General features: G+C 65.4%; 22 protein-coding genes. 8 read left to right on the top strand and 14 right to left on the bottom strand.

Annotated features, from left to right (window positions below; all coding sequences use genetic code 11):
- Window positions 1-28 precede the first annotated feature (28 nt).
- From ACTJKX_RS20385 to ACTJKX_RS20375, 3 genes are all read right to left on the bottom strand, one after another.
- Entirely contained in the window at window positions 29-850 is an 822-nt protein-coding gene (locus ACTJKX_RS20385) for a carbohydrate ABC transporter permease (RefSeq protein WP_440726311.1), read from the bottom strand.
- Window positions 851-853: 3 nt separating this feature from the next.
- Window positions 854-1,744 carry a carbohydrate ABC transporter permease gene (locus tag ACTJKX_RS20380; RefSeq protein WP_311942086.1) on the bottom strand — a complete coding sequence of 297 codons (891 nt, stop codon included), beginning with the start codon at window positions 1,742-1,744 and terminating at the stop codon, window positions 854-856.
- Between the two features lie 495 nt (window positions 1,745-2,239).
- Complete coding sequence (locus ACTJKX_RS20375; protein WP_068289116.1) at window positions 2,240-3,559, bottom strand: ABC transporter substrate-binding protein; 1,320 nt, start codon at window positions 3,557-3,559, stop codon at window positions 2,240-2,242.
- 459 nt (window positions 3,560-4,018) lie between these two features.
- Here ACTJKX_RS20375 and ACTJKX_RS20370 point away from each other — a divergent pair, with 459 nt between their 5' ends.
- On the top strand, window positions 4,019-5,356 hold the full coding sequence (locus ACTJKX_RS20370) for a hemolysin family protein (protein WP_440726367.1): 1,338 nt from the start codon (window positions 4,019-4,021) through the stop codon (window positions 5,354-5,356).
- Window positions 5,357-5,448: 92 nt separating this feature from the next.
- On the opposite strand, the gene ACTJKX_RS20365 is transcribed toward ACTJKX_RS20370, so the two are convergent.
- The 9 genes from ACTJKX_RS20365 to ACTJKX_RS20325 form a co-directional block, all read right to left on the bottom strand.
- Complete coding sequence (locus ACTJKX_RS20365; protein ID WP_440726310.1) at window positions 5,449-6,603, bottom strand: alpha-hydroxy acid oxidase; 1,155 nt, start codon at window positions 6,601-6,603, stop codon at window positions 5,449-5,451.
- 181 nt (window positions 6,604-6,784) lie between these two features.
- On the bottom strand, window positions 6,785-7,516 hold the full coding sequence (gene hutC / locus ACTJKX_RS20360) for a histidine utilization repressor (RefSeq protein WP_068289110.1): 732 nt from the start codon (window positions 7,514-7,516) through the stop codon (window positions 6,785-6,787).
- A 59-nt stretch (window positions 7,517-7,575) separates the two neighbouring features.
- Window positions 7,576-8,619, bottom strand: a complete 1,044-nt coding sequence (locus tag ACTJKX_RS20355; RefSeq protein WP_440726309.1) for a zinc-dependent alcohol dehydrogenase — start codon at window positions 8,617-8,619, stop codon at window positions 7,576-7,578.
- Between the two features lie 3 nt (window positions 8,620-8,622).
- Window positions 8,623-9,954, bottom strand: a complete 1,332-nt coding sequence (gene hisD, locus ACTJKX_RS20350; protein ID WP_440726308.1) for a histidinol dehydrogenase — start codon at window positions 9,952-9,954, stop codon at window positions 8,623-8,625.
- 40 nt (window positions 9,955-9,994) lie between these two features.
- The gene (locus ACTJKX_RS20345) at window positions 9,995-10,795 is read right to left on the bottom strand and encodes an ABC transporter permease (protein WP_440726307.1); all 801 of its coding nucleotides are present in this window, start codon (window positions 10,793-10,795) and stop codon (window positions 9,995-9,997) included.
- Window positions 10,792-11,736 carry an ABC transporter permease gene (locus ACTJKX_RS20340; RefSeq protein ID WP_440726306.1) on the bottom strand — a complete coding sequence of 315 codons (945 nt, stop codon included), beginning with the start codon at window positions 11,734-11,736 and terminating at the stop codon, window positions 10,792-10,794. The genes ACTJKX_RS20345 and ACTJKX_RS20340 overlap by 4 nt, the downstream gene beginning before the upstream one ends.
- A gap of 207 nt (window positions 11,737-11,943) precedes the next feature.
- Window positions 11,944-13,050, bottom strand: coding sequence for an ABC transporter substrate-binding protein (locus tag ACTJKX_RS20335; RefSeq protein ID WP_394313289.1), 1,107 nt, complete (start codon window positions 13,048-13,050; stop codon window positions 11,944-11,946).
- A gap of 55 nt (window positions 13,051-13,105) precedes the next feature.
- Window positions 13,106-14,245 (bottom strand): ABC transporter ATP-binding protein, encoded by a 1,140-nt coding sequence (locus ACTJKX_RS20330; RefSeq protein WP_440726305.1) that lies wholly within the window; start codon window positions 14,243-14,245, stop codon window positions 13,106-13,108.
- Window positions 14,246-14,625: 380 nt separating this feature from the next.
- Window positions 14,626-15,393, bottom strand: a complete 768-nt coding sequence (locus tag ACTJKX_RS20325) for an SDR family NAD(P)-dependent oxidoreductase (RefSeq protein WP_440726304.1) — start codon at window positions 15,391-15,393, stop codon at window positions 14,626-14,628.
- 365 nt (window positions 15,394-15,758) lie between these two features.
- Between ACTJKX_RS20325 and ACTJKX_RS20320 the strand changes: the two genes are divergently transcribed.
- From ACTJKX_RS20320 to ACTJKX_RS20300, 5 genes are all read left to right on the top strand, one after another.
- A complete protein-coding gene (locus tag ACTJKX_RS20320) occupies window positions 15,759-16,271 on the top strand; it encodes an OsmC family protein (protein ID WP_440726303.1) in 513 nt (170 codons plus the stop codon).
- Window positions 16,272-16,441: 170 nt separating this feature from the next.
- Entirely contained in the window at window positions 16,442-17,458 is a 1,017-nt protein-coding gene (locus tag ACTJKX_RS20315; protein WP_440726302.1) for a sugar ABC transporter substrate-binding protein, read from the top strand.
- 191 nt (window positions 17,459-17,649) lie between these two features.
- Window positions 17,650-19,179: a sugar ABC transporter ATP-binding protein gene (locus ACTJKX_RS20310; protein ID WP_440726301.1), complete on the top strand. Its 1,530-nt coding sequence runs from the start codon at window positions 17,650-17,652 to the stop codon at window positions 19,177-19,179.
- Complete coding sequence (locus ACTJKX_RS20305) at window positions 19,169-20,227, top strand: ABC transporter permease (protein WP_440726300.1); 1,059 nt, start codon at window positions 19,169-19,171, stop codon at window positions 20,225-20,227. Before ACTJKX_RS20310 ends, ACTJKX_RS20305 begins: the two co-directional genes overlap by 11 nt.
- Window positions 20,224-21,204, top strand: coding sequence for an ABC transporter permease (locus tag ACTJKX_RS20300; RefSeq protein ID WP_440726299.1), 981 nt, complete (start codon window positions 20,224-20,226; stop codon window positions 21,202-21,204). Before ACTJKX_RS20305 ends, ACTJKX_RS20300 begins: the two co-directional genes overlap by 4 nt.
- A 43-nt stretch (window positions 21,205-21,247) precedes the next feature.
- On the opposite strand, the gene ACTJKX_RS20295 is transcribed toward ACTJKX_RS20300, so the two are convergent.
- Entirely contained in the window at window positions 21,248-21,460 is a 213-nt protein-coding gene (locus tag ACTJKX_RS20295; RefSeq protein WP_394313275.1) for a hypothetical protein, read from the bottom strand.
- Window positions 21,461-21,764: 304 nt separating this feature from the next.
- Complete coding sequence (locus ACTJKX_RS20290; protein WP_440726298.1) at window positions 21,765-22,178, bottom strand: NUDIX hydrolase; 414 nt, start codon at window positions 22,176-22,178, stop codon at window positions 21,765-21,767.
- A 96-nt stretch (window positions 22,179-22,274) separates the two neighbouring features.
- On the opposite strand from ACTJKX_RS20290, the gene ACTJKX_RS20285 reads away from it, so the two are divergent.
- Both ACTJKX_RS20285 and ACTJKX_RS20280 read left to right on the top strand, forming a co-directional pair.
- Window positions 22,275-23,186, top strand: coding sequence for a LysR substrate-binding domain-containing protein (locus tag ACTJKX_RS20285; RefSeq protein ID WP_440726297.1), 912 nt, complete (start codon window positions 22,275-22,277; stop codon window positions 23,184-23,186).
- 247 nt (window positions 23,187-23,433) lie between these two features.
- Window positions 23,434-24,204, top strand: coding sequence for an ABC transporter ATP-binding protein (locus ACTJKX_RS20280; RefSeq protein WP_311940454.1), 771 nt, complete (start codon window positions 23,434-23,436; stop codon window positions 24,202-24,204).
- The last annotated feature ends 25 nt before the right edge of the window (window positions 24,205-24,229 follow it).

The following is a 24,229-nucleotide window of genomic DNA, read 5'->3' as shown; positions in this document are numbered from 1 at the left end:
AATATCCTCCAGGTGGATTGTCGCGCCGTCACTTGACGGCGCCGAAGGTGAGACCTCGGACGAGCTGGCGCTGCGTCAGCCAGCCGAAGATCAGGATGGGGCCGATTGCCATCAGCGAGGCGGCGGAAAGCTTGGCCCAGAACAGGCCCTCGGGGCTGGAGAAGCGGGCGATGAAGGCGGTGAGGGGTGTCGCCTGCGTCACCGTGAGGTTGATGCTCCAGAACGCCTCGTTCCAGGACAGGATGATGGCGAGCAGGGCGGTGGAGGCGATGCCGGGCATGGTCATCGGCAAGAGCATCCACACGAACTGCTTGAGGGGACCGGCGCCGTCCATGCGTGCGGCCTCCAGGATCTCCTTGGGCACGTCGCGGAAGAAGGTGAAGAGCATCCACACGATGATCGGCAGGTTGATCAGCATGTAGAGGCCGGTCAGCCCAAGCAGCGAATCCAGGAGCCCGGCCCATTGGAACAGCAGATAGATCGGCACGAGCACGCCCACGGCCGGCATCATCTTGGTGGAGAGCATCCACATCATCAGGTCCTTGGCGCGCCGCCCGGGGAAGAAGGCGAGCGCATAGGCCGCCGGCAGGCCGACGACGATGCCGAGCACCGTCGAGCCGACCGAGACGATCACGCTGTTGGCGAAGAAGTGGAGGTAGTCGGCGCTCTCCAGGATCTCCTCGAAATTGTGCAGGCTGGGCTGGAAGAACAGGATCGGGGGCGTGGCGATCGCTTGCTGCTCGGTCTTGAAGGCCGTGATCATCATCCACAGGATGGGGAAGAACAGCACCAGCGTCATGAGCCAGCATAGCAGGCTGACGACGATGCGGCGGGTGAGCGAGACGGCCATCGGTCAGTCCTCCAGCGTGTGGGAAATCGTGCGCATGAGGAAGACGGCGACGAGATTGGCGAGAACCACGGCGAGCATGCCGCCGGCCGAGGCACCCCCGATGTCGGAATCGAGCAGGGCGGTCTTGTAGATGAGATAGGGCAGGGTGGTGGAAGCATCGCCCGGGCCGCCAGCGGTGGTGACCAGGATCTCGGCGAAGATCGAGAGCAGGAAGATCGTCTCGATCATCACCACGATGGTGATGGCCCTGTAGAGATGCGGCAACATGATATGCGCGAAAAGCCGCAGGCCGTTGGCGCCGTCCATGCGGGCCGCCTCGATCTGCTCGCGGTCGAGCGATTGCAGCGAGGTCAGCAGGATCAGGAGCGCGAAGGGGATCCATTGCCAGGCCACGATGATGATCACCGATGCGAGCGGGTAGTCCGAGAACCAGTCGATGACGGGCAGCCCGAGGGAGCGCGAGATCCAGGCGAACAGCCCGTTCACCGGATGCATCAGGAGGTTCTTCCACACCAGGGCGCTGACCGTGGGCATGATGAAGAAGGGCGCAATGCACAAGAGCCGGGCGAGCCCGCGTCCGAATACCGGCTGGTCGAGCAGGATGGCACCGATGATGCCGACCACGACCGTGATTGCCAGCACGCTCACCACCAGGATGACCGTGTTGAGGATGGCGTTGGTCAGCCCGGGATCCTCGATGAGATAGCGGTAATTGTCGAAGCCGGCGAAACCGGTCTGGTCGAGATAGTTCAGATTGTAGCGCTGGAACGACAGGTAGATCGTGAGGGCCAGTGGCACGATCATCCAGACGAACAGCAACAGAACGGACGGCGCCAGCAGGGGACGCGTGTCAACTCCGACGCCGCGATGGCGGGCGAACAAGGCGACGGCCATGGAGCTCCTTTCGGATCGATCCCAGGGCGTTCTGCGATCTGCCGGCATCGGCGGCAGCGCAAGGACGCGTCGAAACAGGGGAGAGCGGGCAAGCGTTTCGGCTCGAACAAGTCGCTTTCCGGGAGTAGGCGGCGCGATCTCGATCAGGCAGGACCGGGATCGCGCCGCCGAAGATGCGTTCCGGGAGAGAAAACGCATCTTGGCACGGAGCGGGGCGGGATCGCCCCGGCAAGCCTGTGTGTTGCGCCAATGCGGTTCACTTGGGGACCGTTCAAGAATAAGCGCACCGTCATTCCTGGCCGAGCTTCTCGCGAGCGAAGCGAGAGAGGGCGAGGTATCCTCACAAGCTTTGCTTGTGAGTGGAATCCAAGGGCCGAAGATCGTATTTACGGCCCCTGGATCCCCTTCCCGCCGCCTGCGGCGGCGCCGGGGATGACAAGCATCGTGCAACCTTGAAGATACTTAAGTGAACCGCATCAGCGTCTTGCTGTTGCCCTATTTCTTGGGGTAGCCGGCCTGGCGCATGGCGCGCTGGGTCAGCGACTGGGCGGCTGCAAGGCCCTGGTCGACCGTCTTCTTGCCGGCGATGACGGCGGCGAATTCCTGGCCGACGGCAGTGCCGATGCTCTGGAACTCGGGAATGCCGACGAAGGAGATGCCGCGATAGGGCACCTTCTCCTGGGTGGCGTCCGTCATGTTGGCGGTCTGGATCGTATCCAGCGTCAGCTTGGCGAAAGGCGCGGCCTTGATGTAGTCGGCATTGTCATAGGTCGACTGGCGGGTGCCCGGCGGCACGGTGACGATGCCGGAATAGTCGGCGACCAGCTTGATGTAGTCGGGCGAAGTCGCCCAGTAGATGAACTTCTTGGCTGCGTCCGGCGCCTTGGAGGAAGCCGGCACCGCCAGGGCCCAGGACCACAGATAGTGGTTGCCCTTGTTGAACTTGCCATAGGGCGGATGGGCGTAGCCGAGCTTGCCGACGACGCTGCTCTGCTTGGGATCGTTGAGGAAGCCGGCCGAGACGGTGGCATCCACCCACATGCCGCATTTGCCGCTGGCGAACAGGGCGAGATTCTCGTTGTAGCCGTTGGAAGCGGCGCCGGGCGGACCGTATTTCTTCAGGAGGTCGACATAGACGGTCAGGCCTTCCTTCCAGGCCGGCGTATCGAATTGCGGCTTCCATTCCATGTCGAACCAGCGCGCGCCATAGGAATTGGCGACCGGGGTGATCTGGCCGATATTCTCGCCCCAGCCGGGCTTGCCGCGCAGGCAGATGCCGTAGACCCCATGGTCGGGATCGTGGATCTTAGCAGCGAAGCCGTCGATGTCCTTCCAGGTCGGCTGTTCGGGCATGGTCAGGCCGGCCTTGTCGAACAGATCCTTGCGATAGAAGGTCATCTGGCTTTCGGCATAGAAGGGCAGGGCATAGAGCTTGCCATTATAGGAAAGTCCGTCCCGTACCGATTTGAGCACGTCATCGAGCTTGTAGTCGGCCGGTACGTTGTCGAACGCCGTCAGCCAGTTGCGCTCGCCCCACATCGGCGCCTCGAACAGGCCGATGGTCATGATGTCGTATTGGCCGCCCTTGGTGGCGATATCGGTGGTCAGGCGCTGGCGCAGCGTATTTTCCTCCAGCACCACCCAGTTCAGCTTGATGTCGGGGTTCTTGGCCTCGAAATCCTTCGACAGCTTCTGCATCACCACCATGTCGTTGTTGTTGACGGTGGCGATGGTGAGCTTGGTTTCGGCCTGTGCGGGCAGGCCGGCGATGAACGCCGCCGCTGCGCCGAGACACAGTGTTTTGAGAGCTCGCATGGTTTCCTCCTCCTTGTGGTGTCGTGTTCGACATCTCGATGGGCTGCAAATCGATGGCCTGGCCCGGCTGTCGCGAGGACAAGCACACCCCGCGCCGCAGCATTGGTGAAATGCGCAAGCTTCATCCAAATTCAGGCAAGGCGAGTGGGCTTTGGCAGCGATTGCTAGCGGATCAGGCTGTTTCCTCCGGCCGTTGGTATTTTTCTTTCATATGTTTTCATAACATTCCAAAAGCTATCATGGAGATTGTTTAAGTCAACAACGAAGCTGCCCGAGCAGGCGCGATCTGTCGGATCACGCCTGAAGTCGGGTTTCCGGGGGCATGACCCCAGCGGCCTTCCCCTTTCGGGAGGTTTCGCACAGCCTTGACGAAGAGCGGTTTGCCTCCCGGCTTCAGAGCGGCGATGCTAGAAGCGATCGTTTTGTGAAAGGACCGCGCCCGGCGCGGAAGGGGAGATGATGTCCGGTTCCGACGACGGTGCTCTCGTCATGGACTTGTTGAGGGTACTAGCCGTCTTTGCTCTCGTGGCCGCCAACGGCTTTTTCGTGGCCGCCGAGTTCTCGCTCGTTGCCGTCCGCCGCAGCAGGGTGGCCGAGCTTGCCGCGGCGGGGCGGATGAATGCCCGCCCGCTCTTGCGCGCCATCGACAATCTCGACGCCAATTTGGCGGCGACCCAGCTCGGCATCACCATCTCGTCCCTGGCGCTGGGCTGGATCGGCGAGCCGGCGCTCGCCCATCTCATCGAACCGCTGCTCGGCTGGCTGCCGGCGGGGATCGCTACCATCGGCTCGCATGCCATTGCCGTCGCCCTTGCCTTCGTGATCATCACGGCCCTTCACATCGTCCTCGGCGAGCTCGCGCCCAAGAGCCTGGCCCTGCAGCGCAGCGAGGGCACGGCGCTATGGATCGTCCGGCCGCTGGGCCTGTTCCTGTTCCTGCTGCGGCCGGCCATCCTGATGCTGAACGGTCTCGGCAATCTGGTGCTGCGGGCATTCGGCCTGCGGCCCGGCTCCGGGGAGGAATCGCTGCATTCGCCCGAGGAGCTCAAATTGCTGGTCCGGGCCAGCCAGGATGCCGGCATCCTGCAGGATGCGCAGGAAGAGGTGATGGTGCGCGTGCTCAGCATCGGCGGGCGCCGCATCAGCGATATCATGACGCCGCGACGCGAGATCGACTGGGTCGATATCGATGACGATCCGAAGGAGACGCTGCGCATCATCCGCGAATGCCGGCACGACCACATCCTGGTTGGGCGCGGCAATATCGACGAGCCGCTCGGCATGATCGTCAAGCAGGATCTGCTCGACCGGGTACTGGACGGGGAGAGGCTCGATCCGCTCGCCGTCATGCGCCAGCCGCTGATCGTGCACGAGGCGATGCCGATCTTCCGGGTGCTCGACCAGTTCAAGCGGACCCCGATCCGGTTGGCCCTCATCATCGACGAATATGGCGGCCTCGAAGGCATCGTCACCCAGACGGACCTGCTCGAAGCCATGGCCGGCGACCTCCCCGAGGTCGAGGGCGAGGAGCCCGATATCGTCGAGCGTCAGGACGGTTCGCTACTGATTGACGGCATGATGCCGGCCTATGCCGCCTTCGACCGGCTCCAGCTGCAGACAAGGCCGCAGGATCGGGATTTCCACACCATCGCCGGCTTCGCGCTCTCGCAGCTCGGCCACCTGCCCGAGGTCGGCGAGCAGTTCGACTATGGCGGCTGGGTGTTCGAGATCGTCGACATGGACGACCGCCGCATCGACAAGCTGCTGGCGCGCCGGGCGGAAGGGGCCGAGACGTGAGGGGCGGACTTCACACAACTCAGATCGCGCCGGTCAAGCCGCGTCATTCTCGGCAAGATCCGAGATGCGCCCTTTCTTAGTGAGGTGGCAGGCTATGATCCGCCGGCCGCGATGACGGCCTTGGTGCCGAGCGATTTCAGCTCGTCGATCGAAGCCACGCCCATCAGCGCCAGGGTGATCGAGACCTCCCGGGTGAGGATGTCGATCACGCCGGCGACCCCGGCCTCGCCGGCGGCGGCCAGGCCATAGGTATAGGCACGGCCGAGCATGACGCCGTCGGCGCCGAGTCCGATCGCCTTGACGATATCGGCTCCGCGGCGAATGCCGCCGTCGAGCATCAGGCAGAAGTCGGGCCCGACTGCCTGACGGATGGCGGGTAGGGCCGCGATGGTGCTCGAGGCCCCGTCGAGCTGCCGCCCGCCATGGTTTGAGATCACCACGCCGTCCATGCCGATCGACTTGGCCTTCAGCGCATCCTCGGGGGCGAGGACGCCCTTGACCACCAGCCGGCCCTGCCAGCGTTCACGCAGCCAGGCCATGTCCTTCCACGACACGGTCTTGTCGATATGGCGCGACAGATTGGCGGCCTGTTCGAGCGCGCCGCGCCCGAAATCGCGCCGGTGCTCGATCGCTCGCACGCTGGGCATGCCGCGCGCCGCCACGTCGAGGAGCCAGCCCGGCTTACGGGCGAGGCCGAGGAACAGACCCGGCGTCACCCGCGTCAGCGAGCGGAAGCCATTGCGGACGTCCCGCTCGCGGATACCGGTGATCGCAGTGTCGACGGTCACGAACAGCGTATCCGCGCCAGCCAGCCGGGCGCCTTCCAGGAACTCGTCGCAAAGCGAGCGATCGTCGAGCACATAGAGCTGGAAATGCAGCGGCCCCTTGGTCGCCTGCCGCACATCCGCCAATGAGGCGATGGAGAAGTTGGAAAGGCAGAGCGCGATCCCCGCCTCATGCGCGGCCCTGGCGGCCTTTTGCTCGCCTTTGCCGGCATAGAGCCCGAGAAAGCCGACTGGACCGAGCATGAAGGGCAGGGGATGGCGCGTGCCGAGATAGTGCGTGCCAAGGTCCTGTACGCGCGGCTCCACCAGCACGTTCTGGCGCAGGCTCCAGCGGGCAAAGTCCGTGCGGTTGGCGCGAAGGGTTTCCTCCTCGAAGGAGCCGCCGTCGATATAGTCGAAGAAGATCTTGGGCAGGCGACGGCGTGCCGCCTCGCGATAGTCGTGAATGTTCACCAATTGCATGGAATTACGTCGACTTTCGAAGAATTTAGCCTGTCATTCCCGGCCGAGCGAAGCGAGGGGAAGGGAATCCAGGGGCCAGAAGTGGATCTCGTTGCCCCTGGATTCCCTTCCCGCCGCCTTCGGCGGCGCCGGGAATAACAGGTCAATGTCGTGGGTAGCGGAGCAAGCGGGCGTTCGGTCATCAACGCGCCGTATGAAGATAGCGGCTGCCCAGTGAATAGCGGCTGCCGACATAGGTGAAGGTGTTCACCGTCGCGACAACCGGTCCGGTGAAGGTCTTGCGATGCAGGACGAGGCAGCTGTCGCCGGGGCGGATGTGGAGCAGGCGCGCGGTTTCCTCTCCCGCCGGCAAGGCGCTGATCAGCTGTTCGACCTCGGTCAGGGGCGTGGATTGCTGCAGATAGTCATAGGTCGCCGCATTGGTATAGTCCTGGTCGAGATAGCCACTGACCAGGTCGATGTTGACGTAGCGCTCCTCGAGCTGCACCGGCACGTCGTTTTCGAAATGGATGACGATGGAATGGTCGACTGGCTTGATCGCCTCGAATTCGAAGGCGATCATCAATTCCGGCGTGGGATGATGCACGCGTTCGAGCAGGACCACCTCGGCCCGGTGCCGGCTGCCGCGGGCCTTGATCTCGGTGGCGATGTTGCTGATCTCGATGAGCGTCGATTGCGGCTTGGGCGGAGCGACGAAGGTGCCGACGCCCGGAATGCGGCGCAGATGCCCCTGTGCCGTCAGTTCGCGCAAGGCCCGGTGCACGGTCATGCGCGAGACGCCGAGCGCGGCGACGAGATCGTGCTCGGAAGGCAGGCGCCCTTGGCGTCCCCATTTACCGCTGGCGATGTTGCCGAGCACGAAGTCCTTGACCTTCTCGTAGAGGGGAGAGGCGGCGTCGGAAAGAACGTCCATGGTCCTGTCTCCTGCGGGGCGTTGTCGAGAAGGCCTGATATCGGGAAAGTCCGGTTCAATCATGCAATCGGGAAGAGGGCGGCCGGCTCATCGGTGAGCTGGACAATGGTTTTCAGCTTCTTGCTCTGGCCGGCCAGCAGGCGCTCATAGGCGGCCGGCACCTCGTCCAGGCCGGGCAGGACCTCGCAGAGCTGTCCGAGGGCACCTTGCAGCTCCACCAGCAGAGAAGCGGCCTGCACGAGGTCGTCGTCGGCGAAAGCATGGCAGCCGATCAAGGCGATCTCGCGTTCGACCAGCTCGGTGGGGTCGAGGTCGAACTTGCCATGACCGATGCCGACCAGGCAGAGCGCACCCGCCCCGGCGAGGAGGCCGAGCGTCGCGGCGATGGCTCCGACATGGCCCGTCGCATCGACGGCATGGCGCAGGCGCCGCCCTCCAAGCGCTGCGGCGATGTCCTCGGCGACGAGGCCGACACGCCTACCGCCACTCAACACCGACACCAGGTCGGCGCGCGCGCTATTGGGATCGCTGAGCAGGATGGGGCCGTCATGAAGATGGGCGAGCAGCAGGGCGCATAGGCCTCCGATCGTGCCGCAGCCGACCACAAGCACCGGCTCTCCGCGCGGCGCAGCGAGACGTCGTACCGCGTGCAGCGCCACCGCCAGCGGCTCGGCCATGGCGGCGATCCGCGGCGGCAGCGAAGGCGCATGCGGCACCAGCAGCCGGGCCGGCAATTGCACGGCATCGGCGAAACCGCCGTCGCAAGCCTCGCCGACAAAGCCGAGATTCTCGCAGACATTGTGCCGTCCTCCGGCACAGGCGGGGCAATTGCCGCACCAGAATCTGGAATCGGCGACGACGACATCACCGACCGCAAACCCGCTCACTCCCTCGCCGATCGCCGTCACGCGGCCGCAGAACTCGTGGCCCGCCACCGAGGGACGGCGCGTGATCCACTGGCCGGTCCGGTAATTGTGCAGGTCCGAGCCGCAGATGCCGGCGGCCCTGACCGCGAGATTGACATGGCCGGGCGATGGGGAAGATGGGGCATCAACCTCCTCCACGCGCAAGTCCCCGACATCATGCAGCCGGACAGCCTTCATTGCTCAGCCACCCTTCTTCTTCAGATAGGCCTCGCGGACCGGCGAGACGGCATTGGCATGGGAGGAAAAGCCCTCATAGAGCGCCAGCTTGTGGGAATGGCGGGCAAATTCGGCGTAGGCCGGGGCGGTGACATAGCCGATCGAGGAACGCTTGACGAAATCGGTGACCGAAAGCGGACCGTAGGTCCGGGCCCAGCGGCTGGTCGGCAGCACGGCGTTCGGGCCGAGCGAGAAATTGGCGATGCTGACGGGCGTATGGGTCCCCATCAGGATTTCGGAAGCCTCGGTGATGTGGCCGAGATGGATGAAAGGTTCCTCGGACAGGATCTCCAGATGCTCGGGCGCATAGGCGTTGACGAACGCGTAGCTCTCCTCGATGGAGGAGGTCAGCACCACGCCGCCGGTGCTGCCCGTCAGCACGGCCTTGGAGAAGGCGACGCGCTGCTCGGTCATGCGGGCCCAATGCTCGGGCAAAGCGGCGAGCGCCTCTTCGGCGACCCGGCGGCTATGGGTGACCAGATAGGCCGAGGAATCCGGCCCGTGCTCGGCCTCGATCAGCAGGTCGAGCGCGGCGAGGCCGCCATGCACGCTGTCGTCGGCCAGGATCATCACCTCGGAGGGGCCTGCCGGCAGGCCGGTATCGATGACGCCGGAGAGGAGGCGCTTGGCGGCGACCACCCAGGGACTGCCGGGGCCGACGATCTTCAGGGCCGGCTTGACGGTTTCGGTGCCATAGGTGACGGCCGCGACGGCCTGCGCGCCGCCGACCTTGTAGACGGTCTCCACGCCCGCGAGCCTGGCGGCGACCAGCGTGGCCGCATCGACTCCGCCGTCGGGCGCCGGGGGCGTGACGATGGCGAGGTCGGGCACGCCGGCGACCACGGCCGGAACCGAGGTCATCATGGTCACGGACGGGAAGGAGCCCTTGCCGCGCGGCACATAGAGGGCGACCGACTGGATCGGGGTGAAGCGATCGCCGGCATAGGCGCCCGGCCGGATTTCCTTCAGCCACATCGCCTCGGGCTTCTGCTCCTCATGGAAGCGGCGGATATTGTCGATGCCGAAGGTGATCGCCTCGATGACGTCGCCATCGACCTGCTTGAAGGCGGCGTCGAACTCGGCCGGCGTGACCTTGAGGTTCGCTTCGCTTACATTGGCTCTGTCCAGCTCCCGGCCGAAGCGGGCCAGCGCGGCGTCGCCCTCGGTCCTGACCGCCTCCAGGATCGGCGCGACCTTCTCGATGAATTTGGAAATGTCCGTTTCCGAACGGCGCAGCAGGGCGGCCTTCTCCTCCGCGCTGAGGCTGGCATAGTCGTAGAAGCGGGCTGAGGTCATGGTTCTGTCCTGGATGCGCGGCCTCGCAGGGCCGGGAAAGTCATTTGGATTTGAGGAAAATGTCGAGGCCGACGAGCCGGTCGAGCAGGGCGATGGCGAGGCCGGCGCAGGCGATGAAGACCACGGAAATGGCAGCGAGGTCCGGCGTGATGATGGAGCGGATGGAATTGTAGATCTGCACCGGCAGCGTGACGGAGCGGGCATCCACCAGCAGCAGGCTGACCAGGAACTCGTTGAGGGCGAGGATGAACATCAGGAGCGAGCCGGTGATCACCCCCGGCAGCACCGCGGGCAGGGTGATGTAGAGGAAGCGCTGCAGGGGCGGCGCGCCGCAATTGGCCGCGGCGAGTTCCAGGTCCGGGCTGAGATTGCTGGCGCTCGCCGTGACGGCCCAGATCATGAAGGGCAGGTTGATCACGCAGCAGGCGATGCCCACCGGCCAGAGCCGGCCGAGCACGCCGAGATTGCCGAAGACCAGCATCATGCCGATGCCCGAGCCGATCAGCGGGATGGTGAAGGGCAGCAGCAGGTAGACCTGGATCGAGCGTTCGAAGCGGACCTTGTATTTGGCGAGCGCGATGCCGGCCAGGGTGCCGACCGGCACGGCGATGAGGGTGCAGATCGTCGCCACGATCAACGAGCGCAGGAAGGCCTGGCGCAGGTCGCTCGCCTGGGCGATGGCGCCGTACCAGCGCAGGGAAAGGCCTTCGGGCGGGAAGGTGATGATGTTGCCCGCGGTGAAGGAGGCGCCGAGCACCACGATGGTCGGCGCCGACAGCATCACCAGGGCCGCGATCACGAAGCCCCAGATCACGATGGACTTGCTGGTGCTGCCGGTCATTTGCGCTCTCCACTCATGGCGAGCGTGCCGGCCCCGAACAGCATGAACACCACGCCGACGAGAAGGGAGCCGACCGCCACCAGCATCAGGCAGAGCGTGGCGCCCAGGCCCTGGTCGGAGGTGCGGAAGAACTGGTCGTAGATGGCGTTGGCGATGAAGTCCTGCGTGCCGCCGCCCAGGATGGCGGGCACCGCGAAATCGGTGAGTGAGAGGGTGACGACGACGAGGCCGGCGCCCACGAGGCCCGGACGGGCGAGGGGCAGGACGATATGGCGGAAGGTCCGCACCCAGCCCGCACCGAGCGAGGCGGCGGCGGCTTCCAGTTCCGCCGGTATCGCCGTCAGGGCCGGCGCCAGCATCAGCACGGCGAAGGGCAGCATGTACTGGACGAGGCCGAAGAGCACCGCCGGATAGTTGTAGAGCAGGCGCATGGGCGCCACGCCGACCAGGCCGAGCGCCTCGTTGACCATGCCCTGATTGCCCAGGATGATCAGCCAGCCATAGGCGCGCACCACCTGGCCGATGAAGAAGGGCAGGAACAGCGCGACCAGCAGGAATTTGCGCAGGCCCGAGGACGGCGTGCGCACCATCAGATAGGCATAGGGGAAGGCCAGGATCAGGGTCGCCAGCGTCACGATGACGGCGCCCATCAGGCTGCGGCCGGCCACGGTGGTGAAGAAGCTTTCGCTCACCACGCGCTGGTAATTGGCGAGGGTATAGGTCTCCGACATCAGGAAGGTGCTGGTGTCGAGGACGCGCAGGCTGGCATCGCCCATCTGAATGAGGCCGAGCACGAGCAGGCCAACCAGCACGAGCGCGGGCAGCAGCATCAGATAGGGCAGGCCCGCCCGGAAGCTCGAAGGCCAGACAAGGGCGGCCAGGCGCTCGAGCGCATCCATGATGCGCCAGGTCAGGGGATAGGCGGCACGCGAAGAGCGCATCCTGTCGGGTCCTTGATGGTATGGCCGGGTTCCGAACTCAGGCCTCTCGACTGAGCCGAGTAGTGCGGGATCTACCTTCTCCCCTTGCGGGAGAAGGTGTCCCGAAGGGACGGATGAGGGGAGATACGCAACCTTGCAGGTATCTGCCAACACCCCTCATCCCCCTGCCGGGACCTTCTCCCGCAAGGGGAGAAGGCTGCCTTGGCCTCAGCCCTGCATGATTTCCTTGAACTTGGCGAACCACTTGCTCTCGTTCTCCACCTGCGTCCGCGACGAGATGCGGATGAGGTGCTTGAAATCCTCTTCCTTGGTCGGATAAGCGGGGTTGTCGACGAGATCGGCCGGCGGCGTGAGGCCGGGCACCACGCCCGGCAGGCCGAGGCCGTCGAGCCAGACCTGCTGGGCTTCCTTGGTCAGGGCATGGTCGATGTACTGCTTGGCCCAGTAGAGCTCGTTCTCCGGCAGGCCCTTGGGAATCCACAGCCCGTCCGTGTCGAACTTGGCGCCTTCCTCCGGCACCACCCAGGCGAGGTCGATGCCGTTCTTCTTGGCCTCGCGTGCATTGGTGGAAATGGTGCAGGCCGCGTCGATCTCGCCCTTCTGGAACCAGGTGGTGAAATCGGGATCCTCGCCCAGCAAAGGCTGCTGCTCCTTTACCTTGGCGATGAAGTCCCAGGCGGCCTGCATGTTGGCCGGAATGTCCTCCAGCTTGCCGCCGCCGGCGACTTGGGCGGGGAAATGGAAGCCGATGCCGTCATTGTAGAGCGCGATGCGGCGCTTGAGCTTGGGATCGAGCAGGTCCTTCCAGGATTTGGGCGCCCCGTTCGGGAAAGCCGACGGCCTGTAGGCCAGCACATAGACATAGCCATAGGTGTTGACGATCGGATAGCCGTCGAGGCCGACGGGCTTGGCAAGCTCGGTGGTGTTCTTGAGGTTCGGCAGGTCGGAAAGATCCTCCGTCACGCCGCGCAGCGCCGATTTGGTGGCGTTGGTGGTGGTGTCCCAGTTCACATGGATCGGCGGGGTGCGCTTCTGCGCCACGGCCGCCCAGAGCTTGGGCTGGATCTCGTTGTCCTCGGTCAGATCGTGGCGCACGGCGATGCCGGTCTTCTTGGTGAAGCTGTCCGAGACACCCGCCTTCAGGGCGTCGACCCAGCTGCCGCCCCAGGCGCGCACGATGAGTTCGGAGGGCTTTTCGGGCTCGTCGGCCATGGCCCGGCCCATGCCAAAAGTGGCCGAGGCGCCGGCTGCCAGCATCGAAGCGAGCAGGGTACGCCGGCGGATTTGCGCTGACAGGAACTGATCGTGTGACATCACTGGTTCTCCTCTGGATGGACCTTCTCGGGTCACTTTTTCACTTTTTGAAGATTCACTTCTTGAAGATTTGCATATCCTTGGCATTCCATCCCAGGCTGACGGTCTCGCCCGGGGCGAATTGCTGGTGGGCGACGGGATCGTGATCGAAGACCCGCAGCAGCGCGTCGCCGAGGGGCGAAACCCGTATTTCGTAGACGATGCGCTCGCCCTCGAAGATGGAATCCTCGACCACGCCGTCCACGATGGTTTCGAGGCCCTGGAGCCTCTCCGCGCTCGAAGCGATCCGGATCTGCTCGGCTCTGACGGCACCCTGGCAGGCCTCGCCGGGTACCGGCGGGACTGCGGGATTGGCTGATATGCCGACCAGGCTGCGTCCCGCGCTGGTGAAGGTCAGGGTGTAGCCGTTTGCGGCACCGGCCACGCCTTCGATGAAATTGGTGACGCCGATGAAATTGGCGACGAAGGGATTGGCCGGCGTCCGGTAGGCGTCGAGCGGGCGGGCCTTCTGCTGGATCTGGCCGCCATCCATCACGATGATCTCGTCGGAGACCACGAGGGCCTCGCGCTGGTCGTGGGTGACGTTGATGGTGGTGACCCCGAGCTCCTTCTGGATGCGGCGGAATTCGAGCTGCATCTCCTCACGCAGCTTGCGGTCGAGCGCCGCCAGGGGCTCATCGAGCAGCAGGAGGTCGGGCTCGAACACCAAGGCGCGGGCGATCGCCACACGCTGTTGCTGGCCGCCCGACAATTCGTTGATGCGGCGCCCGCCATAGCCGCCCAGGCGCACCAGTTCGAGGTAACGCTCCACCTTGGCGGCGATGCCGCGGGCGTCATGGCGGCGCATCTTGAGGGGGAAGGCGACGTTCTCGGCGGCCGTCATGTGGGGGAAGAGGGCCAGTTTCTGGAACACCATGCCGATGGCCCGCTTATGCGCCGGCACGGCGCTGACGGGCTGGCCGTTGATGAAGATCTCGCCCCTGCTCGGCGCATCGAAGCCGGCCACCATGCGCAGCAGCGTGGTCTTGCCCGAGCCGGAGGGGCCGAGAATGGTGAGGAACTTGCCCTTGGGCAGGTCGAAGGAGGCGCTTTTGACCGCATGGACGTCGCCGAAGATCATGGCGACATCCTTGACGGACACGGCAAAGGGGCTCGTTCCGCCGGAGGGGCTGATGCCGAGGGGCGCAGATTCCATTTCGTTCCCCTGTCTTCCCAAGCCGCCGCGCCCAGTCCCGCAGGTCGATCTCACGGCAGTATGAACCTGTCTATACAGCTACATACAAATACGGTCAACGCAACATGCGCAATTCTTGCCCGGCTTGACATTCTGGCTAATTATTGTGCAGCGCACGAAGGTCGGGGTTGAGATGGCGATTGCGCCAAGCAGAAGTCAGGCAACAAGTGCGCCCGTCATCCCCGGCGGGGGCGAAAACCCCGGAAAGGGGATCCAGGGGCTGATGGATGTGGCTTTATGGCTCCTGGATCCCCTTCCCCTCACCCTCTCTCGCTGCGCTCGCGAGCGGTTCGGCCGGGGATGACAGCTTCAGAGCAACTTACTTATTCTCCCGAGCTTCCCTAGATCGAGGCGAGATAGCCGCCGTCGACCGGGATGCAATGGCCGGTGATATAGGCCGAGGCGTCCGAGCACAGGAACACCGCGACGCCTGCGACATCAGCCTGCTCGCCGAAACGGCGCTGCGGGATCTTCGCCAGCATCTGCCCCTGCCAGGCTTCGTCCTGGTAGAACACCTCGGTCATGGCCGTGCGGAAATAGCCGGGCGCGATGGCGTTCACCCGGATGCCATGACCGGCCCATTCGGCGGCGAGGGCACGGGTGACGCCGAGCAGGCCGGATTTGGAAGCGCCATAGGGAACCGCGGTGGGAATGCCGACGAAGGAGGTGAGGGAGCACAGATTGACGATAGCGCCCCCTTGCGCCCCGGCCATGATCCGGCCGGCGGCCTGCGCGCAGAAGAAGGCGCCCTTGAGATTGGTGGAGACGATGCCGTCCCACAGGGCCTCGTCCACCTCAAGGGAGGGGCGGACATTCTCGACGCCGGCATTGTTGACCAGGATGTCGAGGCCGCCGAGGGCTTCGGCGGCTTGGCCGATCACGGCCCTGCAGTTCTCGACGTCGGCGACGTCCTGCGCGAGGGCGATGCAGCGCTGTCCGGACGCTTCGACGAGGCTGCGGGTCTCGTCGAGATTGCCGAGCGCCCGCGCCGTCACGGCGACATCGGCGCCCGCTTCGGCCAGGGCCAAGGCGATGGTCTGACCGATGCCGCGGCTGGCGCCGGTGACGACGGCGCGGCGGCCGGTGAGGTCGAAGATCGGGCGCGACATGTTGCTCCTCTCGCCATCGGGAAATGCCAATGCCGGCTGCTCTGCAATCGGGGCGGTGAAGGCTGCCTTAATTTGATCAGACAGAATCGCGCAGATCGCAAGGTGCAGAGGCTGCGGGCCTGGGGCAATCGTTCAGCTTGAGCATTGTTGAAAGTAACCGATACGCCATCTTTGTCATGCCCGGGCTTGACCCAGGCATCCAGAAGCTCGCGATTTCGACGCATGGAGGGGAGGTTGGATTGCCGGGTCAAGCCCGGCAATGACAAACGTTGAGCCGATTCGCTGTTGTTAGGGAAGCGTTTGCCAGGTTCTGCCGGCGGCCTATAGTTCGGGCCAATGATATCGCTATGGTCCGGGAGGAACGGATGGATTCGATGGAACTGCGCGCCATGCAGGCGCCGATCAAGGAGCGCTATCGCGCCGACCCGAAAACGGCCTTGATCACCCTGAAAGCCAAGGGCTCGATCGATGGCGAGGGCATTGCCTGCAAGGTCGAAACCGGCCGGGCTCTGGCGACCGCCGGCCTGCATCCGGCAACCGGCGGATCCGGGCTGGAACTGTGCTCCGGCGACATGCTGCTGGAGGCCCTGGTGGCCTGTGCAGGCGTGACGCTGAAATCGGTGGCGACGGCGATCGACCTGCCCCTGAAGGCCGGCCAGGTCAGCGCCGAGGGGGACCTCGATTTTCGCGGCACGCTCGGGGTCGACAGGGAGGCGCCGGTCGGCTTTGCCGAGATCCGGCTTCGCTTCGATGTCGACAGCGAGGCACCGCAGGAGCGGCTTGACCAGTTGCTGAAGCTGACCGAACGCTATTGCGTGGTTTATCAAACCATCAAGAACGGCCCGAAGACGACCGCATCGCTGCACCGCGTCGCCTGATCCGCCCCTGGTTGCTCGAGGACAGCATCCTGCAGTCGTGACGAGGGCTGCGGAGATTGGCAGGCAATTAATTATATTAAGTCTATAAATTTAGTTGACATTATGTCGGCGAACATGTGTGCTTCGGTCAGGCCTCGACAGACGGGCCAAATCAAAGCTGGACCGACACGATGACGACGATTTCCTCCACCCCGCTCGGGCGCCGCTCGCTTCTCAAGATGGGCTCGGCCCTGGCTGCCGCCGCAGCCTTCGGCAGCGCTGCCCGGGCCGATGATGCTGCCAAGCCTGAAGCGGGATTGCCCTCCCTCAAGGGCAAGACCATTGCGATCAGCGTCGCGGGTACCGACCATTTCTTCGACCTGAAGGCCTACCAGGCCCAGGTCGAGACCGTGAAGGAACTCGGCGGCACGCCGATCGGGCTCGATGCCGGACGTAACGACAAGACGCTGGTCAGCCAGCTGCAGACCCTGGTGACGCAAAAGCCCGATGCGGTGATCCAGACGCTCGGCACCCTCTCGGTGGTCGATCCCTGGCTGAAGAAATTGCGCCAGGCCGGCATCCCGGTCTTCTCCGTCGACCTGCCCTCGACCAACGTCATCAACACCGCGACCTCGGACAATTTCTCCCTGGGTGCCCAGCTCGCGCTGCAGCTGGTCTCCGATATCGGCGGCAAGGGCAATGTCGTCGTCTTCAACGGCTTTTCGGGCGTTCCGGTCTGCGAGATCCGCTACACCCAGCTGCGCAACGTGCTGAAATATTATCCCGAGGTGAAGATCATCCAGCCCGAACTGAGGGACGTCATCCCCAACACGGTGCAGGACGCCTATGCCCAGATCACCGCTTTGCTGAGCAAATATCCGGACAAGGGATCGATCTCGGCCATCTGGTCGGCCTGGGACATTCCCCAGCTTGGCGCCACCCAGGCCCTGATCGCCGCGGGGCGCAGCGAGATCCTCACCTATGGCGTCGACGGCACGCCCGAGGTGCTGGCGCTGGTCAAGGATCCCAAGGCGCCGGCCGGCGCGGTGGCGGCCCAGCAGCCCTCGGTCATCGGCCGCCAGGCGGTCCTGAACCTCGCCCGCTATCTCAACGGCGACACCACGCTGCCCTCGCAGACCTTCCTGCCGGCCGTGATCGCCAACAAGAAGAACGCCGCCGAGGTGCAGAAGCAGCTCGGCCAGGCCTGATCGACGAGTATGCCGGTCGCCCCGTATCTGACCGACCCCGCAGGGTGCCCTCGTTGACACCATCCTGCCCAGCCACCCCATCCGCATGACGGATGGGGTGGCTCTTCCTCGTGGCCCGTGCCGTGCCGCATTTCCTTGAGCAAGGGCTGAGCCGGCCGGTGTGCCGGCGAGGCTGACCAGTGATCGACGCCATGACCTCACCGCCTCCCGTTCTGGCCATGCGCGGCCTCGTCAAGACCTTCGGGCCGACCCGGGCCCTCGACGACGCCTCGCTCGTGGTCGCGCCCGGCACCGTCCACGGCCTGGTCGGGCAGAACGGCGCCGGCAAGTCGACCCTGATCAAGGCCTTGGCCGGTCTCGTCAGCCCGGAAGCCGGCAGCATCGAATTCGAGGGCCGGCCGCTCGATCATCTCTCGCCCCAGAAGGCCGAGCAGCTCGGCATCGCCTTCATTCACCAGGACCGGCTGCTGGTGCCGACCGCAACCGTCGGCGAAGCGTTGTTCTTGGGGCGCGAAGCCATGGCATCGCGCCTCGGCGTCTGGCAGGCGAGCTTGCAGCGCCGGGCCGACGAGGCCCTCAAGCACTTCTTCGGTATCACCCTGCCGCGGGGCGCGCTCATCCGCGACCTGTCGACGGCGCAGCAGCAGATCGTCCAGATCACCCGGGCGCTGCTGGCCAAGCCTCGCCTCATCATCTTCGACGAGCCGACGGCGGCGCTCGCCAAGCGCGAGGTCGAGAGCCTGTTCGCCGCCATCGCGCAATTGAAGGCGCGCGGCCTCACCAGCATCTACATCTCGCATTATCTCGCCGAGATCGAGCGCATCTGCGATGTCGTGACCATCATGCGCAATGGCCGGGACGTCGCCCATCTCGAGCCCGCGCGCACGACCATCGGCGAGATCACCCGCCTGATGGTCGATCGCGACGTGAAGGACCTCTTCCCCAAGCATCGCGCCGAGCGCGGCAGGCCCGTGCTGTCTCTTGCCGGCCTCGGTGCGCCGCCGGCCTTTGCCGATGTGTCCCTCACCGTGCATCGCGGCGAAGTGGTCGGGTTGACCGGGCTGCTCGGTTCCGGAGCCAAGGAGCTCGTCCAGGCCCTGTTCGGGCTGCGGCCCACGCGGGCAGGCACGATCGAGGTCGACGGTCGCGTGCAGCGGCTCTCCAGCCCGGTGGCGGCGGCGCAGGCGGGTCTCGCTCTGGTGCCGGAGGATCGTCGCGCCCAGGGCGTGGCGCTCGGCCTCTCCATCCGCGAGAACACTACCCTCGCGAGCCTCGGCCAGATCACGCGTCTGGGCTGGCTCGACCGCGCCGGCGAACGTTCGACGGTGTCCAGGCTGATCGATGCGCTCAAGATCAAGGCCAGCAGCCAGGATGCAGCCGTGCGCACCCTCAGCGGCGGCAACCAGCAGAAGGTGGTGATCGCCAAATGGCTGGCCCGCCGCTCCGACGTCTATGTTCTCGACGAGCCGACGGTCGGGGTCGACGTCGCGGCCAAGGCCGAGATCTATCGCCTCATCGCCGAGCTTGCGGAGAAGGGCGCGGGCATCCTGCTGCTTTCGGCCGATCTCGACGAGCTCCTGGGCGTGTGCGACCGGGTCCTGGTGATGCACCGCGGCGCCGTGGTCGGCATCTATGAGACCTCGGCAACATCGTCCGACCAGCTGCTGGCCGCGGCCCTGACGGGCGTCGGCCCAGGGGAAGGAGCCAGCCATGCCGCATGAGACCCTGGAGGCGATCGCCGCGGCGACATCGGCCTCGATCCACCCCGAGCCCCATGAAGCCAGGGCCCGCGCGGGTTGGCGCGATCTCGTGGACGGCGCCGGGACGCGCCTGGTCCGGGCCGGCGGTCTGCTGTTCTTCCTGGCCGTGATGGCCTTCTTTGCTGTCAACGCGCCTTCCTTCCTCTCGCCCGCCAATATCGGCCTCATCCTGTCGCAATCGGCGGTGCTGGGCATCTTGGGGTTCGGCCTGACGCTGGTGTTGATCACCGGTGGTTCGGATGTGATCGCCGGCGGCATCGATCTTTCCCTGGCCGGCACGCTCGGGCTTTCGGCCGCGATTTTCGCCGTGCTCAACCAGGCCGGCTACTCGGACCTCGCCTGCGTGGCGGCCTCGCTCGGCGTCGGCCTCCTCGTCGGCCTGGTCAATGCGCTTGCCGTGGTCTGGCTCAGGATCCTGCCTCTGCTGGCGACGCTGGCCGCCATGAATGTCTGCGCCGGGCTCGAACTGGTGGTGACCGAGAACACCACCATTCCCGCGGCGTCACCGCTGATCGACTGGCTCGGCCTGCCCGGACCGCTCGACATTCCCGTGCTCGGCTGGCTGCTCCTTGCCCTGTGCGCGGTCCTGGCCGTGCTGCTGCATCTCACGCCTCTCGGCCTGCGTGCCTATGCGGTGGGCGGACATCGCGAGGCGGCCAAGGCCGCCGGCATCGCCGTCAACAGCTATGTCGCACTGTCCTATCTGGCCAGCGGGCTGCTGGGCGGCCTCGCCGGCGTCGTGTCTGCAGCCTTCCTCAACGGGGCGACCGGCGGTTCGGGCGACATGCTGCTGCCGGTGGTGGCAACCGCCTTTCTCGGCTTCATGTTTTCGCGCCGGTTGCTGCCGACTGTGGCGGGCACGCTGCTCGCCGCCGTTTTCCTGGGCGCGCTCACCAACGGGTTCCAGCTCCTCCATGTCTCGACCTACTGGGTCAACGGCATCGAGGGCGTGCTGATCCTGGCCGTCGTCGCCGCCACCGCCAATCTCGCACGCAGGAGGGCGACATGAGCGCCGTTGGGGCCGAAGGGCCGCGCATCCGGCCGGCATCCGACCTACTGCGCTTCGGCATTCCGCTGGCGCTCGTGCTGGTGGTGGCCGTCTTCTCCGTGCTGGCGCCGGGCTTCCTGACGCTCGGCAACATCACCGGCGTGCTGGTCAACAATGTCGCCCTGACGGCCATCGTCGCCATCGCCATGACCCTGACGGTGGCCTCGGGCGGCACGGATCTGTCGGTGGGCACGGCGGTGGATCTCGGCAGCCTCGCCTTCGTCTCGGCGGTGTCCTCGGGCCAGCCGGTGGCGCTCGCCTGCCTCTATGGCGTCGGCGCGGGCATCGGCACCGGGCTCTTCAACGCCGTCCTGATCGCGCGGCTGTCGATCACGCCGTTCCTGGCGACCCTCGGCACGCTCTTCATCGGGCACAGCCTGCAGCAGCTCACCACCGATGGCGGCAATCCCGTCTATGTGCCGGCCGGCAGCATACCGCCTGCGCTCGCCTTCATCGGCCATGGCACGATCCTCGGCGTGCCGGTCTCGCTGCTTCTCGTCGCGGTGCTGGCGCTCGGCGCCTGGCTCCTCCTGGAGAAATCGAGCTTCGGCCGCACCGTCCTGGCGGTCGGCACCCAGGAGGAGGTCGCCCGCTATTCGGGCCTGCCGGTGCGGCGGATCCTGGCGATCGTCTACATCCTCTCCGGTGCCATCGCCGCCGTGACGGGCATCCTGCTCTCCTCCAACGTCAATGCCTATGTGCCCTATTCGGGCAACGCCTATCTGCTCAACGCCATCGGCGCGGCCTTCATCGGCACCTCGCTCAGCCGCAACCGGCGCGCCAGCATTGCCGGCACCATCCTCGGCGTGCTCCTGTTCGGCTTCGTCTCCAACGGCCTGCTCTTGATCGGCTGGAACTTCTACTGGCAGCAGGTCGGCGCCGGCGTCCTGATCTTCCTCGCTTTGCTGCTGGCCTTCGCCGGCCGGCGCGAGAATTGAGGGCCTTGATCGAGCCGAATCATTTTCCTGCTCGGATCATCAATCATAACCGGCTTCCCGGCCGTACCGGATGGCGAGAATACTGTCTGTGGCATACAGGCGAGGCCTTGTTGTCGTCCGTGCCCCATGTTTCCAGCCAAGCCGCGACCTCTTCGCCGGTTACGTGCAAGCCGGTTGCCTGGTACTCGTCCCATGCCTTGCGAACGTCGTCGTAGAATGCCTGGCGTTTTTCTTCACTCGGCACGAGGTCGGTCATGGGGAAAGCGGAGTCATGGAAGCACCTCATAATGGGTGTAGTTGTTTACCTCGACCTTCCAAGTCGCACAGCCCCTCACCGTATCTCTCCCCGTAAGAACGGGGGCGAGGAGACTTCGACGGAACGCTTGGTTCTGAGAATCTAACATCTCGCACAACCGTTGGGCGAGACGAAAGGCCCGAGGATCAGTCGCGGCGCTTACGCCTCCTCGCCCCGTTCTTACGGGGAGAGGCCAGCCCTTGCTTTGCAAGGGCAAGGGGCGGCACTCCGCAAGCAATCATAGTCCGTCAAATGGCAAACCGCGTCAGTCCCCGCCAAGCGCCGTCGCGAGGGCCAGCACATGGTCGCGTGTCAGGGCGGCGAGGGGCAGCGGGCCGGGTGCCTTGGGATCGACCCAGGCGATCTCCTCGATCTCGGCCGTGGCGGCGACGGGCTCGGCGATGTCGAGGCGGAAGATCTCGGCCTCGACCATCCTGTTGTCCTCATGCGCCGCCGGGGCCTCGAACCGGCCGAGATAGACGGGCTTGCCCGGATCGACCGCGAGGCCGATCTCCTCGGCGAGCTCGCGGCACAGGGCCTGGCGGGGCTGCTCGTCGGGCTCGATCTTGCCGCCTGGCTGCATGAAGGCCGTTGTCCCTCGTTTTCTGACCAGGAGTGTCATACCGTCGGCACGGACGATGACGGCGGCTGCAATACGAATCGCATCTGAGGAGGGCATGGCGCCATCCTAGATGATATCCCGGCAGCCAGCCATGGTTGGGGAGATCCGAGGTGAAGGATGAAGGCCAGGCCGGTGTCATGACGGGGCGCGGCGATGCGTAACCTGCCACTCGGCGTGCTGCGCACCTTCGAGGCAGCGGCGCGGCATGAAAGCCTGACCCGGGCCGCCGGCGAGCTCGCCTTGACCGACAGCGCCGTCAGCCACCAGCTGCGCCGACTGGAGGAAGTGCTGGGCTATCCGCTCTTCCACAAGGCCGGGCGCGGCGTGGTGCTCACCGATGCCGGCCGGGTCTTCGCCAAGACGGTCTCGGCCGCGCTGCAGGACATCACCAACACCGCGTTGCGCCTGTCGGAGGCGGACCAGGACGGCGGGCGCATCGGCATTGCCTGCCCGCCGATGTTCGCCAGCGGCTGGCTCGCCAAGAACCTCGCCGATTTCTGCCAGGACCACCTGGCCGTCGAATGCCATATCAAGCTCACCGAGAACCACCGTATCCATGAGCTGGTGGATGCCGATATCGGCATCGTCTTCGGCGCCGGCGGCTGGGACGACAAATGGTCGGCGCAGCTCGCCCATGTCAGCATCATGCCGGTCTGCAGCCCGACCTTGTTCCAGCGCATCGGCCGGCGCATCACCAGCCCGCTGGAACTGCGCAGCGCCATCCTGCTGCACTGGGACGACGGCGCCGAATGGCGGCGCTGGCTCTCCGAGGCCGGCGAGCGCGATTTCGGCCCCTATAGCAGCCATCTCTATTGCAGCGATCTCGGCATGGCGATCGACCTCGCCATCAACGGCACCGGCGTCGCCCTGGCCAGCGACACGCTCTCGGGGGCGGATGTCAGGAGCGGCACGCTGCTGCGGCCCTTCTCCACCGCCATCGACGCCTTCGGCGGCTGGTATGTCGTCTCCACCCATGCCGGCCTGCAGCGCTCGGGCGTGCGGCTCTTCCTGCGCTGGCTCCTCGCGCGCTTCGGCAAGGATGCCGCCGCCTGGCAGATCGGTTGACTGAATGGTGTACAGTTGAGATCCCTTCAGGAATGGAGCGGATACGCCACTGGTCCGTGCCTCCTTCGCAGGCAATCTGCCCTGAGAATGCACAATAGATGAAATGACGTCATCTATTTGATGATCAAATATCAATTGCCCCAGGCCGGCCTTCTGATTTTATGAGCACCGTCGCGATTGGATGGACAAGTCTGGCGCTGGAGAGGGGTCTTGGTGGCGGACGAACGCGGCCGGATTGGGAAGAAGCATGCACAAGCTGGCCGTGGACGGTATCCGCAAATCCTATGGCAAGGTCGAGGTCCTCAAGGGCGTCTCCCTCCAGGCCGCGGCCGGTGATGTCATCAGCATCATCGGGGCCAGCGGCTCGGGCAAGAGCACCTTCCTGCGCTGCATCAATTTCCTCGAGCGCCCCACCGCCGGCAGCGTCGTCATCGACGGCGAGGCGCTGAAGACGGTCAGGGACGGCGACGGCTTCCTCCGGGCCACCGACAAGAGGCAGCTCCAGCGCATGCGCAGCCGCCTCGCCATGGTGTTCCAGAATTTCTGCCTGTGGTCGCATATGAGCGTGATCGACAACGTCATCGAGGCGCCGATCAGCGTGCTGGGCGTCTCCAGGGCGGAGGCGACCGAGCGGGCCAGGGCCAATCTCGCTAAGGTCGGCCTCGGCCAGGAGGTGTTGCAGCGCTATCCGGCCCATCTCTCCGGCGGCCAGCAGCAGCGCGTGGCGATCGCCCGGGCGCTCAGCATGAACCCCGACGTGATGCTGTTCGACGAGCCGACCTCGGCGCTCGATCCGGAACTGGTGAGCGAGGTGCTCAAGGTCATGCAGGCCCTCGCCGAGGAGGGCCGCACCATGATCGTGGTGACGCATGAGATGGGCTTTGCCCGCCATGCCTCCAGCCGCGTCGTCTTCCTGCACAACGGCGCCATCGAGGAAGAGGGCCCGCCCGAGGCCGTTTTCACCGACGCCCGCAGCGACAGGCTGCGGCAATTCCTTGCCGGGCGTTTGCAGCATTAGCCGCAGCGGCCTGGCCAAGGCCGGT

Source organism: Labrys sp. 22185 (genome assembly GCF_052045555.1).
Lineage (GTDB): Bacteria > Pseudomonadota > Alphaproteobacteria > Rhizobiales > Labraceae > Labrys > Labrys neptuniae.
Note: the sequence above shows the minus strand (reverse complement) of the source record. Positions and strands in the feature narration are given on the sequence as shown.